The organism is Agathobaculum faecis (assembly GCF_014287995.1).
GTDB classification, from domain to species: Bacteria; Bacillota; Clostridia; order Oscillospirales; family Butyricicoccaceae; genus Agathobaculum; species Agathobaculum ammoniilyticum.
On the sequence record NZ_JACOPL010000002.1, the window covers coordinates 158,408 to 171,277 of the forward strand.

General features: G+C 60.2%; 16 protein-coding genes and 1 other annotated feature (1 of these 17 running past the window's edge). Of the genes, 7 read left to right on the top strand and 9 right to left on the bottom strand.

The annotated features are described in order from the left end of the window. Positions 1–108, bottom strand: a sequence feature (ribosomal protein L10 leader region) (it extends 60 nt beyond the left edge of the window). 19 nt (positions 109–127) lie between these two features. After that, entirely contained in the window at positions 128–391 is a 264-nt protein-coding gene (locus H8S45_RS02740; protein WP_054326517.1) for a hypothetical protein, read from the bottom strand. Between the two features lie 105 nt (positions 392–496). Here H8S45_RS02740 and H8S45_RS02745 point away from each other — a divergent pair, with 105 nt between their 5' ends. Then, positions 497–670, top strand: coding sequence for a ribbon-helix-helix domain-containing protein (locus H8S45_RS02745; protein ID WP_107631413.1), 174 nt, complete (start codon positions 497–499; stop codon positions 668–670). A gap of 60 nt (positions 671–730) precedes the next feature. Here H8S45_RS02745 and rplA read toward each other — a convergent pair whose 3' ends face one another. From rplA to rpmG, 5 genes are all read right to left on the bottom strand, one after another. Continuing rightward, positions 731–1,426, bottom strand: coding sequence for a 50S ribosomal protein L1 (gene rplA / locus H8S45_RS02750; RefSeq protein WP_147573781.1), 696 nt, complete (start codon positions 1,424–1,426; stop codon positions 731–733). A 108-nt stretch (positions 1,427–1,534) separates the two neighbouring features. After that, on the bottom strand, positions 1,535–1,960 hold the full coding sequence (gene rplK, locus H8S45_RS02755; RefSeq protein ID WP_054326515.1) for a 50S ribosomal protein L11: 426 nt from the start codon (positions 1,958–1,960) through the stop codon (positions 1,535–1,537). Positions 1,961–2,055: 95 nt separating this feature from the next. Next, entirely contained in the window at positions 2,056–2,592 is a 537-nt protein-coding gene (nusG, locus tag H8S45_RS02760) for a transcription termination/antitermination protein NusG (protein WP_054326514.1), read from the bottom strand. 12 nt (positions 2,593–2,604) lie between these two features. Then, entirely contained in the window at positions 2,605–2,835 is a 231-nt protein-coding gene (gene secE, locus H8S45_RS02765) for a preprotein translocase subunit SecE (RefSeq protein ID WP_054326513.1), read from the bottom strand. A gap of 18 nt (positions 2,836–2,853) precedes the next feature. Then, positions 2,854–3,003, bottom strand: coding sequence for a 50S ribosomal protein L33 (gene rpmG / locus H8S45_RS02770; protein WP_054326512.1), 150 nt, complete (start codon positions 3,001–3,003; stop codon positions 2,854–2,856). Positions 3,004–3,264: 261 nt separating this feature from the next. On the opposite strand from rpmG, the gene ruvX reads away from it, so the two are divergent. Next, positions 3,265–3,708, top strand: a complete 444-nt coding sequence (ruvX, locus tag H8S45_RS02775) for a Holliday junction resolvase RuvX (protein WP_054326511.1) — start codon at positions 3,265–3,267, stop codon at positions 3,706–3,708. 61 nt (positions 3,709–3,769) lie between these two features. On the opposite strand, the gene secA is transcribed toward ruvX, so the two are convergent. Together secA and H8S45_RS02785 are read right to left on the bottom strand one after the other, a co-directional pair. Then, positions 3,770–6,526 carry a preprotein translocase subunit SecA gene (gene secA, locus H8S45_RS02780; protein WP_107631416.1) on the bottom strand — a complete coding sequence of 919 codons (2,757 nt, stop codon included), beginning with the start codon at positions 6,524–6,526 and terminating at the stop codon, positions 3,770–3,772. A gap of 115 nt (positions 6,527–6,641) precedes the next feature. Then, positions 6,642–7,571 carry a calcium/sodium antiporter gene (locus H8S45_RS02785; protein ID WP_107631417.1) on the bottom strand — a complete coding sequence of 310 codons (930 nt, stop codon included), beginning with the start codon at positions 7,569–7,571 and terminating at the stop codon, positions 6,642–6,644. Between the two features lie 296 nt (positions 7,572–7,867). Between H8S45_RS02785 and prfB the strand changes: the two genes are divergently transcribed. Beyond that, positions 7,868–8,992, top strand: coding sequence for a peptide chain release factor 2 (gene prfB / locus H8S45_RS02790; protein ID WP_054326510.1), 1,125 nt, complete (start codon positions 7,868–7,870; stop codon positions 8,990–8,992). A gap of 29 nt (positions 8,993–9,021) precedes the next feature. Here prfB and H8S45_RS02795 read toward each other — a convergent pair whose 3' ends face one another. Then, positions 9,022–9,927: a LysR family transcriptional regulator gene (locus H8S45_RS02795; RefSeq protein WP_147573782.1), complete on the bottom strand. Its 906-nt coding sequence runs from the start codon at positions 9,925–9,927 to the stop codon at positions 9,022–9,024. 135 nt (positions 9,928–10,062) lie between these two features. Between H8S45_RS02795 and H8S45_RS02800 the strand changes: the two genes are divergently transcribed. The 4 genes from H8S45_RS02800 (at position 10,063) to H8S45_RS02815 (ending at position 12,817) form a co-directional block, all read left to right on the top strand. Then, positions 10,063–11,088, top strand: coding sequence for a YeiH family protein (locus H8S45_RS02800; protein WP_147573783.1), 1,026 nt, complete (start codon positions 10,063–10,065; stop codon positions 11,086–11,088). Positions 11,089–11,149: 61 nt separating this feature from the next. Beyond that, positions 11,150–11,509, top strand: coding sequence for a sulfite exporter TauE/SafE family protein (locus H8S45_RS02805; protein WP_054326509.1), 360 nt, complete (start codon positions 11,150–11,152; stop codon positions 11,507–11,509). Then, complete coding sequence (locus H8S45_RS02810) at positions 11,509–11,886, top strand: sulfite exporter TauE/SafE family protein (RefSeq protein ID WP_054326508.1); 378 nt, start codon at positions 11,509–11,511, stop codon at positions 11,884–11,886. Before H8S45_RS02805 ends, H8S45_RS02810 begins: the two co-directional genes overlap by 1 nt. A 46-nt stretch (positions 11,887–11,932) precedes the next feature. Next, positions 11,933–12,817 (top strand): DUF4349 domain-containing protein, encoded by an 885-nt coding sequence (locus H8S45_RS02815; protein WP_147573784.1) that lies wholly within the window; start codon positions 11,933–11,935, stop codon positions 12,815–12,817. Positions 12,818–12,870 lie beyond the last annotated feature (53 nt).

Here is a 12,870-nt window from a genome sequence, read left to right on the forward strand (position 1 = left end):
CATAAAGGATCCTAAAAAATCCGTTCCGTGTTGACCTCGGCGGGCGGCGGGGAACGCCATTAAAGCCATGCGGCTGCCAGCTGTCTTTGACCAAGCTCATATATTATATCCGAAAAGCGCGGTGCTGTCAAGGGGATTTAAAATAAAAATCATCCGAAAGTTCGGGCCTGCGCAGCTCGTCCAGATATTCCTCGTACTCCTCGCGGGGGGTGAGGTCCCTGCGCCGGAAATAGCCGCAGGCGTCCTCGTCAAAGCGCACGGGGCGGGAAACATCGAAGTCAACGCACAAGCCGTAATCAGTTTCGTAATAGTCTTCCATATTTTCGTGATAGAGGAACAGCGTCTGATAATACCTGCAGTCCTTGCAGCGGAAGTCGTTTCGGTTGCGCATAGAATATCCCCTCCTTGCTCAAAGTATACACTATATAATGACTATTTGCAACCAATTACATTAAACTTATTGCATCGGTATAATAGTAGGCAGGAGGGCGCTATTATGGCTGAACCGTACTTGAAATATAGAAAACGTTTTACTTCATCGCTGAAAAATGAGCTGGTTCCTCTGTTTGATGGCTTGGCACAGCAGACGCGGATTCCCAAATCTCGGTTGCTGGACGAAGCCATCGAGGACCTGCTCAAGAAATACCATTATGAAATCCCCGAAAAATAAAAAGCGCGCCGTATGGCGCGCTTTTTGCATCCCTGTGGGTCGGTTATGCCGCAATGGGGCTTAGCCCATCATCTTCGCCGCGTTCACCTTGACGCCCGGCCCCATGGTGGAGGCCACGACGCAGGAGCGGATATACTGGCCCTTGGCCGCGGCCGGCTTGGCCTTGATGATCGCGCCCATGAGCGCGTCAAAGTTATCCTGCAGCTTTTCCGTGCCGAAGGACGCCTTGCCGATCGGGCAGTGGATGATGTTGGTCTTGTCCAGACGGTACTCGATCTTACCGGCCTTGGACTCCTGAACGGCCTTGGCAACGTCCATGGAAACCGTACCCGCCTTCGGGTTCGGCATCAGGCCCTTGGGGCCGAGCACGCGGCCCAGGCGGCCGACAACGCCCATCATGTCCGGCGTGGCGATAACCACGTCAAACTCAAAGAAGTTCTCCTTCTGGATGCGCTCCATCAGGTCCTCCGCGCCTACGATATCGGCGCCGGCGGCCAGCGCCTCGTCCGCCTTGGGGCCCTTGGCGAAAACAGCGACGCGCACGTTCTTGCCGGTGCCGTGCGGCAGCACAATCGCGCCGCGCACCTGCTGGTCCGCGTGGCGGGAGTCAACGCCCAGCTTGACGTGCAGCTCGATGGTTTCGTCGAACTTGGCCTTTGCGGTCGAAATAACGGTGGAGAGCGCCTCGGACGGATCGTACAGACGGGTGCGGTCGATCGTCTTTGCGCTGTCTACATACTTTTTACCTTTATGCACAATAAATCCTCCTTAAGTGGTAATGCGGGAATAGGCTAAACCTAACCCTCCCACTTTGACCGGCGCCTGCAAAAAGCGCGGTCAAAATCCATTCAGCTTATTCTTAAATTATTCCTCGACGGTAATGCCCATCGAGCGCGCGGTACCCGCGATCATGCTCATCGCGGCTTCCAGGGAAGCGGCGTTCAGGTCGGGCATCTTGGTCTCCGCGATCTTCTGGCAGTCCGCCTTGGAAAGCTTGGCGACCTTGGTCTTGTTCGGTACAGCCGAACCGGATTCGATGCCGCAGGCCTTCTTGATGAGGACCGGCGCCGGCGGGGTCTTGGTGATGAAGCTGAACGAACGGTCCGCGTAGACCGTGATGATAACCGGAATAATCATGCCGGCATCGTTCTTGGTGCGCTCGTTGAATTCCTTGGTAAAGGCCATGATGTTAACGCCATGCTGGCCGAGGGCCGGACCGACCGGGGGAGCCGGGGTCGCCTTGCCCGCGGGAATCTGGAGCTTGATATAACCTACTACTTTCTGTGCCATGTCGAAAGGTTCCTCCTTCAAAAAATGTGGTGGCTGGCGAGTATGCGTTCATACTCTCCCACTTGCCGTGAAAACGGAACGTGCGTTCCGGTGGATCACTCCTCGAGTGTTTCCACCTGGTCGAGCTCAAGCTCGACAGGGGTTTCGCGCCCGAACATGGAAACCGTGACGTTTACCCTGTTCTTGTCCGGCTCAAGGGCCGAAACGACGCCGATAAAGCCGGCCAGCGGCCCGTCGATGACGCGCACACTGTCGCCCACTGCGTAGTTGACCTCGATCTCGCGCTTCTCCACGCCCATCGCGGCGATCTCGTCCTCGGTCAGCGGGATCGGCTTGGAGCCGCCGGACTTGTCCTGCCCGACAAAGCCGGTACAGCCGCGCGTGTTGCGGACCAGGTACCAGGTTTCGTCGGTCATGACCATCTTGACGAGCACATAGCCCGGGAAGAGCTTGCGCTCGACCTCGCGGCTTTTCCCGTCCTTGACCTCGGTGACGGTCTCGGTCGGGATGTTGACCGCGGGGATCAGGTCGTGCAGCTTGCGGTTTTCGACCGCTTTTTCGATCGAAGAGGCTACCTTGTTTTCGTAGCCGGAGTATGTGTGGACCACATACCATTTTGCAGCGTCTGACATAAATGCCTCCTTTTAGGCGGCGAAATGCGTAAGCAGCGTCTGGATGCCGAGATTGAATACGAGGTCAAGGATCCAGATAAAGATACCGATGACGATAACGCAGGCGATAACGACAAGCGTATTGTTCACTGTCTGCTGGCGGGTGGGCCAGACGATCTTGCGGCACTCGCTTTTCAGTTCGCGGAACCACTTGCCAATCCGTGCAAAGAGACCGGGCTTCTTAACCTTGGTTTCTTCAGCCATGAAGCTACTTCCTTTCTCTTACTTCGTCTCGCGGTGCAGCGTGTGCTTCCGGCAGAAACGGCAGTACTTGTTCATTTCCAGACGGTCCGGATCGTTCTTCTTGTTCTTGTTCGTGTCATAGTTCCTTTGCTTGCACTCCGTGCAGGCGAGCGTAATCTTAACGCGCATAAATAACGGCACCTCCTTTTAATATTTCGCCCCATCCCATACCCCTGCGGCATGGGCGCGGGACTGTTTGCCTCCCTTTGCCAGTGTTCCGGCGCCATTTTCCGAGACACGCGAAAAATGGGCGCAAAAAAAGAACCTGCATAGGTTCTTTCAGTATAGCATGGGGGTGGTGGGCGGTCAAGGTTTTTTTGCGAAAAAGTGCTGAAATTTTTATGTTTTTATGATATACTGAGTTTAACCACAAGATATAGGAGTATACATATGCGTATTTTGGGCGTCGATTACGGCGACGCGCGTACCGGCCTTTCGGTTTCCGACCCATCGGGCTTTCTGGCCGGCTCGCCGAGCGTCATCCACGAATGGAATTATGAAAGGCTGGTGGACCGGCTGGTGGCATTTGTCGCGGAAAACAGGATCGAGGAGATCGTGCTGGGCTGGCCGAAAAACATGGACGGCACGGCGGGGCCGCGCGCGGAAAAGTGCGAGGCGCTGGCGCGCACGCTGGAGGAGCGCACCGGCCGGCCGGTGACGCTCTGGGACGAGCGGCGCACCACGGTCGCCGCGCACGATATCCTGCACCAGAGCGGCAAAAAGAGCAAAAAGCACCGCGAGAGTGTGGACGCGGTCGCCGCGTCGCTGATCCTGCAGGGCTATCTGGATTTCAGACGCCGGCAGCAACAGGCCGGCGGCAGGCGGGAGGAATAAAAAGGGGAGGGCAGCCCGGCGGGCCGCCCTCCTTTTTCCCGCGGCAGGCCGCGGGGCGCTTTTATTTATATGGGTTATCCGCCTTGAGGTAGCAGCATTTTTTGTACTTTTTGCCGCTGCCGCACGGACACGGATCGTTCGGGCCGATCTTTTTGCCCACGCGCTTGGGCTCGGGCTTGGCCGTGCCGTCGGACGCGCCGGCGGCGCTCGTCTCCTTGGCGACCTGCTCGCGCTTGGGCTCCTCGCGGGTGCGCACCTGCGCCAGGAAGATCATGCGCACGGTGTCCTCGCGGATGGCGTCGATCATCGCGTCGAACATGTCGAAGCCCTCGCGCTTGTACTCGACCACCGGATCGTGCTGGCCGTATGCGCGCAGGCCGATGCCGTTGCGCAGCTCGGTCATCGCATCGATATGGTCCATCCACTTGGTATCCACATTTTTCAGCAGCACCACGCGCTCCAGCTCGCGCATGATCGGCGGTGTGAGCGCCTGCTCCTTTGCCTCGTAGACGCGGTGCGCCTGGTCCGCCAGCACGTTGGTGAGCTGGTCCGCGGTCAGGTCGTCGCACTCCTCGGGCGTGAACGTGCAGTCCTCCGGCCGCAGGAATACGCCGAGGAACGGTCGCCGTGCCTGCTCGACCATCGCAGGCTCGATGACGGTATGCTCACCGACCGCCGCGTGTACCGCGCGGGCGATGGTGTCGTCGATCATTTTGACAATGCTGTCTTTGACATCCTTGCCCTCAAGCACCTGCAGGCGCTGGCTGTAGATGGTCTGGCGCTGGGTGTTGAGCACGTCGTCGTACTCAAGCACATGCTTACGGGTGGCAAAGTTGCGGGATTCGATCTTTTTCTGCGCGTTTTCGATCGCGCCGGACAGGATTTTCTGGTCGATCGGCTCGTCCTCCTCGATGCCGAGGGAATCCATCATATTCTGGATCTTTTCCGAACCGAACAGGCGCATCAGGTCGTCTTCAAGCGAGATATAGAACGAGGATTCGCCCGGGTCGCCCTGACGGCCGGCACGGCCGCGGAGCTGGTTGTCGATGCGGCGGGATTCGTGCCGCTCGGTACCCAGGATATACAGGCCGCCCGCCGCGCGCACCTTTTCCGCGTCCGCGTCGGTTTCCTGCTTGTATTTCCGGTACAGCTCTTCAAACTTCGCGCGGATGGCGAGTACCTCGGGGTCGTCGGTTTCCGCGTGGCCGTTGGCCTCGTAGAGCAGCTCGGGGGTGTAATCGCCCTTCTTCAGTTCGTCGAGCGCCATGGTTTCGGCGTTGCCGCCGAGCATGATGTCCGTGCCGCGGCCGGCCATGTTGGTCGCGATCGTGACCGCGCCCGGCTTGCCCGCCTGCGCGACGATATCCGCCTCGCGCTCGTGATACTTGGCGTTCAGGACGGTGTGCCTGATGCCCTTGGCCTTGAGGATCTTGGATAGCTCCTCGGATTTCTCGATGGACACCGTGCCGACCAGGATGGGCTGACCCTTGGCATGGCATTCCTCGATGCGCGCGATGGTGGCTTTGATCTTGCCGCGCTCGTTCTTGTACACCGCGTCCGGATTGTCCTTGCGGGCGACCGGCTTGTTGGTGGGGATCTCGATTACGTCCAGCTTGTAGATGTGGCGGAACTCCTCCTCCTCGGTCAGCGCGGTGCCGGTCATGCCGGACAGCTTGCCGTACAGGCGGAAATAGTTCTGGAAGGTGATGGTGGCGAGCGTCTTGCTCTCGTGCTGGACCTTGACGCCCTCTTTGGCCTCGATCGCCTGGTGCAGGCCCTCGTTATAGCGGCGGCCGAACATCAGGCGGCCGGTGAACTCGTCGACAATGATGATCTGCCCGTCGCGCACGACATAGTCCACATCGCGCTGCATGACGCCGCGCGCCTTGATGGCTTGGTTGATGTGGTGCTGCAGCGTGGTGTTCTCCGGATCGGACAGATTGGCCACCTGGAAATACGCCTCCGCCTTGGCCTGGCCGTGCGGGGTCAGGGTTGCGGTGCGGGCCTTTTCGTCCACGATATAGTCCGCGTCGATATCGTCCTGCTCCTCCTTGGCGTCAACCTCCTTGACGCGAAGCTGCTTGAGGCCGGCCGCGAAGCGGTCCGCGAGCTGGTACAGCGCGGAGGACTGCTCGCCCTGGCCGGAAATAATCAGCGGGGTACGCGCCTCGTCGATCAGGATGGAGTCCACCTCGTCCACGATGGCGAACGCATGGCCGCGCTGCACCATGGACTGCTTGTAGATCGCCATATTGTCGCGCAGGTAGTCGAAGCCGAACTCGTTGTTCGTACCGTAGGTGATATCCGCCTCGTACATGGCTTTGCGTCGGGCCGGCTCGACCTCATGGATCACCAGACCCACGGTCAGGCCGAGGAAGCGGTAGACCTTGCCCATCCACTCGCTGTCGCGCTTGGCGAGGTAGTCGTTGACCGTGACGATATGCACGCCTTTGCCGGCAATCGCGTTGAGGTATGCGGGCAGGGTGGCGACCAGCGTCTTGCCTTCGCCGGTTTTCATCTCCGCGATGCGGCCCTGGTGCAGCACGATGCCGCCGATAACCTGCACGCGGTAGTGCCGCATGCCCAGCACGCGCCACGCCGCCTCGCGGCAGGTGGCGAACGCCTCGGGCAGGAGCTGGTCGAGCGTTTCGCCGTTCTGGTAGCGGGTTCTGAACTCGTCGGTCTTGGCGCGCAGCTCGGCGTCGGACAGCTTTTTATACTGCTCCTCCAGCGCGTCGACCCTGTCCGCGATGGGATTGATCTTTTTCAGCTCATGACTCGAATGGGAGCCGAAGAGTTTGGTCAAAAAATTTGCCATCTGTTTGATTCAGCCTTTCAGGAGGGAATACGCGTCCCTTTTTCATCATATCAGACCTATTATACCACATATATACGCGGATACAAACAAATTTTTTGTGAACAGGGGGCGTGGCCTACCGCGCGATCAGATACACGGTATATGCAATGTAGCACAGCGCCATCAATGCGCCGGGGAAGCGGCCGAGCCGGCCCCTGCGCGCGGGCAGGTAAAAAACGATGGTGATGCCGATCAGGACAAGGCAGTCCACGATCGAGGTGGACAGCACCGGAATCGGCGTAATCACGGACGAAACGCCGAGGATCAGCAGGATGTTGAAAATGTTGGAGCCGATCACGTTGCCCATGGCGATTTCATTCTGTCCCTTGTGCGCGGCGACCAGCGAGGTTACCAGCTCGGGCAGCGACGTACCGATGGCCACGATGGTCAGGCCGATCAGCGTTTCCGACAGACCGAACATGCGCGCGACGCCGGTCGCGCCGCTTACCGCGAGCTGCCCACCCAGGATGATGCATGCAAGGCCGAGCAGGATATTCACGCCGATCATCAGCGGCGGCATGACGATATCCTCGGCCGCGTCGTCGAGCGGGCTGCGGCCCGTCAGCGCGGCGTGGATCTGTAGGAACAGCGTCAGTGCGAACACAGCGAGCAGCACCGCGCCCTCGAGCCGCGAGAGGGTCAGGTCGGGCGCGATCATCGCGCAGAGCATGACCGCCGCCAGCAGGGACAGCGGCCAGTCGCGCCGCAGTAGCGTGCGGTCCATCACCAGCGGGCAGATCAGCGCGGAAAGGCCGGCCACGACCAGCAGGTTGAACAGGTTGGAGCCCAGGACGTTGCCGACCGCGATCTCATTGGCGCCCTGGAGCGCGGCGGTCACGCTGACCGCCAGCTCAGGCGCGGAGGTGCCGAACGCCACAATGGTCAGACCGACGAGCAGCGGCGACACCCCCAGCCGCCGCGCCAGCGCGGACGCGCCCGCGACAAATTTGTCCGCGCCCCATACGAGCAGCGCGAAGCCAAGAACAAGCATGATGAATGACTGCATAAAAAACACCCCTAAGAAAAAATAACATATTTGTACGCAAAAAAAGAGACTTTTATTGCGCCTTGAGCAATAAAAGTCTCGCTGCTTCCGGAACGACACGGGCTGCCAAAACAGCCGGGTATGGCGATGCCGACCACGCACCGGACAGGCGCGTGAGCTACTCCCTTTTACTTATACAGACCTAAATATAGAGACTGGCGCCGCATTTGTCAAGCAAAACTGGAAAAAATCTTTACATTTGCGGGATGGGCCGTTATACTATAAGGTACTGAAAAATTCATGAAGGAGCATTTTGCATGCTGCAATTCGAGGAATACAAGGTCAAGCTGAACAATCTGAAGCCCGAGCTGGAGGAACTGTACCGCTCGCTGGGCATGGAGCAGGCAAAGCGCGAGGTGGAGGAGCTGGAAATCAAGTCCGCCCAGCCCGGCTTTTGGGACAATCCGGAGGAGAGCCAGAAGATTGTCTCCCGCATGGGCGCGCTCAAGGGCAAGATTGAAGCCTATGAGCGTATGAGCAGCCTGTGCGAGGACCTGCTGACCATCTGCGAAATGGCCATTGAGGAAAACGACGAGTCCATGCTCGAAGAGCTGGAAAGCGGCTATCAGGAGTTGGAGGAGGGCGTGGCCGAGCAGAAGCTGTCCACCCTGCTTACCGGCGAATACGATAAAAACAACGCGCTGGTGTCCTTCCACGCGGGCGCGGGCGGCACCGAGGCCCAGGACTGGTGCGAGATGCTGTACCGCATGTATACCCGCTGGGCCGAGCGCCACGGCTATACCTATAAGATCATGGACTATCAGGATGGGGACGAGGCCGGTCTGAAAAGCGCGGACATCCTGATCGAGGGTGAAAACGCCTACGGCTTTCTCAAGGGTGAATCCGGCGTACACCGCCTGGTGCGCATTTCGCCGTTCGACGCCTCCGGCCGCCGCCATACCTCGTTCTCCGCGGTCGAGGTCATACCGGATATTCCGGATGATTCGGCGGACTTCGAGATCAAGCCCGAGGACTACGAGATGCAGGTGTTCCGGTCGAGCGGCGCGGGCGGCCAGCACATCAACAAGACCTCCTCCGCCGTGCGCCTGATCCATAAGGCGACCGGCATCGTGGTTTCCTGCCAAACCGAACGCAGCCAGTTCCAGAACAAGGACAACTGCCTGCGCATGCTGCGTTCCAAGCTGGTCGAGATCAAGGAACGCGAGCATCTGGAAAAGATTTCGGACATCAAGGGAGACCAGAAGAAGATCGAATGGGGCAGCCAGATCCGCTCCTATGTCTTTATGCCATACACGCTCGCCAAGGATACGCGCACGGGCTTTGAAAACGCCAACATTGGCGCCGTGATGGACGGCGAGATCGACGGGTTCATCAACGCGTATCTGTCCGCGCTGGCGACCGGAAACTGGGCCGGCAAATAACCGCAGAAACAAATCAAAGGGAGGAAGCCTCAGGCTTCCTCCCTTTTGCTGTCGGACGCGGTGCGCAGCAGGTCGAAGATCTCGCGGTACGTTTGCGCGAACACGCTGCTTTTCCGCCAGAGGAAGGTGAAATCGTGCAGGACCGGAAAACCGGACAGCGCGATCTCACGCAGCGCGCCGCTTTCCAGCTCGGCGCGGACGGTCGGCTCATACAGGAACGCGACGCCCTGCCCCATGCGGACGAGCGCTTTGATGGCGTTCAGACTGCCGATCTCGGTGACCGCGCGGAAGTCCCGCACGGTCAGGTTATGCTCCCGCAGGCGGCGCTCCAGGATCTCCCGCGTGCCGGAGCCGGGCTCACGGGTGAGCAGGCGCTCGCCGAGCAGGTCCTCCAGGGTATGCACTGGCTGCCGGAAACGGTAGCCGGGCGCGCAGACCGCTACATATCGTTCGGTCAGATAGGGCAGGCTGTCGTATTCGCTTTTTTCAAAAAAGCCCTCCACAATCGCAAAATCAATGTCGCCCCGATCAAGTCCGCGCAGCAGCTCGGCGGTGTTGGCGACGATCATGCGGAGACTGACGTTCGGCTCCGCGGCCAGCAGGCGCGCGAGCGGGGCGGGCATGACGTATTCCCCGATGGTGAGCGTCGCGCCGAACACCAGCCGCCGCCCGCCGCCGGACAGGCTGCCCAGCGCGTCGCGCAGGTGCTGCGCGTCGTGGCGCATGGTGGTCGCGGTGCGCAGGAATAGCCGCCCCGCGTCGGTGAGGGTCAGCTTTTTCCCCTCAAAGGAAAAAAAGCGGACGCCGTACTGCGCCTCCAGCGCCCGAATGTGCTGCGAGACCGCGGGCTGCGTAATATGCAGCGCGGCTGCGGCGCGCGTAAAGCTCATGCAGCGGCAGACCGCCAGAAAGGTATCCACACGGAAATCCAACATAGAGATCAGCTCCTGCCTTTATCATAACATAAAATTATGATAAAATAAAGAATGATAATTTTACATAATAAGAGCGGCGGCGTATACTATTTCCAGACAAAAATGGGAAACAATGTGGAGAGAGGTAACGCAAAGATGGAATTTTTCAAAAAGAACGGTCTGGGACTGCTGCTGTGTCTGGCCATCGCGGTGCCGGCATGGCTGCTGGGACAGGCGGTGCCGGTTGTGGGTGGGCCGGTGTTCGCTATTTTAATCGGTATGACACTCACACTTTTCTGGAACGATAAGGGCAGGATGCAGGCGGGGATCGCCTTCACCTCCAAAAAAATCCTGCAATACGCGGTCATCCTGCTGGGGTTCGGGCTGAACCTGTCCGAAATCGCCAAGGTGGGCGCGCAGTCGCTGCCGATCATCGTGTCCACGATCACGACCTCGCTGGCCATGTCGGTCCTGCTGTGCAGGCTGCTGAAGATGAAGGCCAATATTTCAACCCTGGTCGGCGTCGGCTCCTCGATCTGTGGCGGCTCGGCCATCGCGGCGTCCGCGCCCGTCATCGGCGCGGACGATGAGGAGATTGCACAGGCGATATCGGTTATCTTTTTGTTCAATGTGATCGCCGCGCTGACCTTCCCGACGCTGGGCGGCGCGCTTGGCCTGTCGAACGATGGATTCGGGCTGTTCGCGGGTACGGCGGTCAACGATACCTCGTCCGTCACGGCGGCCGCGGCGGCATGGGACGGGGCCCATGGCAGCAATACGCTGGACACCGCAACCATCGTCAAGCTGACGCGCACGCTCGCCATCATCCCGATCACGCTGGCGCTTGCCGTCTGGCGCGCGGCAAAGGCCAGACAGTCGCGCGGCGTCACGAGTGGCACGTTTTCGCTCAAAAAGGTTTTTCCGTTTTTCATCCTGTTCTTTGTGCTGGCGTCGGTCGTGACGACGGTCTGCACGGCGGCGGGCATACCCGCGGCAGCTTTTTCACCGTTCAAGGCGCTGTCCAAATTTTTTATCGTCATGGCGATGGCCGCGATCGGCCTGAATACCAATATCGTCAAGCTGGTCCGGACGGGCGGCAAGCCGATCCTGATGGGGCTGTGCTGCTGGGTCGGCATCGCGTGCGTCAGCCTGGCGATGCAGCGCGTGCTGGGTATCTGGTAACGGCGGAAAACGCACATAAAAAAGGACCCTCCGGCGCAAACTGTCGCCGGAGGGCTTTTTTATGAAAAACAATACCAGGTATGCCGTAACGGGCGCGCTGGCGGGCGCGGCCAATGGCTTTTTCGGTGCGGGCGGCGGGCTGTTTCTGGTGCCGCTGCTGGTAAGCTGGTGCGGCATGGAGCAGCGCCGCGCGTTCGCGACCTCGGTCGCGGTCATCCTGCCGCTCAGCGCGGTATCGGCAGCGATCTACTGGATGAAGGGCGGGCTGGATGTGGCGGCGGCGTGGCCCTATCTGCTGGGCGGCGCGGTTGGCGGCGTGATTGCAGGCCGTATTTTCCAGAAAATGAGCATGGTCTGGCTGAGGCGGGTGTTCGGGCTGCTGATTCTGTATGGCGGCGTAAGGGCGGTGCTGCTGCTGTGATGACGGTGATTGCGGTGGCGGCCGGCCTGCTGACCGGCATCCTGTCCGGCTTCGGCATTGGCGGCGGCTCGCTCCTGCTGCTGTATCTGACGCTGTTTGCAGGCGTCGACCAATACCAGGCGGGTGGGATCAACCTGCTGTACTTTATCGCCTGCGCCCCCGCCGCGCTGTATTCGCATATCAAAAACGGGCTGGTGCAGAAGGACGCGGTCAAGTGGTGCGTGGCCGCGGGCGTGCTGACCTCGATCGCGGCGGCGCTTGCGGCCGCGCGCATGGATACCGGCTGGCTGCGCCGGGCGTTCGGCGTGTTCCTGCTGTATATCGGCGCGAAAGAGCTGTTTACAAAGCGGAAACAATCGGGAACAGAGGGAAAATAATCCCCGTCTAACAGGATAACCAACAAAGGGAAAGGGGTGTCCTGATATGAAAAGACGAGGGTTTTCTCTGCTGTCTGCGCTGGTCCTGCTGCTGGCGCTGACGGCCTGCGGCGCGTCGGGTGGCGCGGACGCTTCCGGCAGCACGTCGGCGGCGGAGGACAACAACGCCGGCTGGACGGAGAGCGCGGCCGCGCCGTCGGAGGGCGGCGGGACGGTTGATTTTGCCGCGGTGCGGCAAAACGCAAAGCTCATCCTGTCCGCGGATCTGACGCTGGAGACGCAGTCGTTCGACCAGGCCGGCGCGGATATCGAAGCGCTGGCAGCCGGCGCGGGCGGCTATATCGAGGCGAGCAGCGTGTCGGGCGAGTTGGGCAGCCGGTACGCCAGCTATACGCTGCGCGTGCCGCAGGGGAAATTCGAGACGTGCTTCGCCCAACTCGGCGAGACCTGCCATGTGGTGTCGTCGAGCCGCTGGAGCGAGGATGTGACCGAGCAGTACACCGATATCGAAACGCGCCTGGCCACGCTGCAGACCAAGCATGAGCGGCTGGTGGAGTTGCTTGGCCAGGCCGCCCAGATGGAAGACATCATCTCGCTGGAAAACGCCCTGGCGGATTGCGAATATGAGATCGACAGCCTGACCGGCGAAAAACGCCGTTACGATAACCTGGTCGATTTCGCAACCATCACGGTATCGCTGCGCGAGGTGCAGGCGCTGACCGCGGTTTCCGGCGGCACGGGCTTTGGCGCGCAGCTCATGCAGGCGGCGCAGAGCGGCTGGCGCGGGCTGGCCGGCTTTGTGCGCGGCGCGGTGCTGTGGGCGGTCGCGGCCTGGCCGCTGTTGCTCGTGGCCGGCGTGGGCGGCGGTGCGGCGCTCCGGTTCCGCCGACGCAGGAAAAAAGGCGCCCCACCGGACGAGCCGAAGCCATAAAAGGGTAAAAAACAAGGGACAGACGGGCGTCTGTCCCTTGTTTCCTGCTTGCA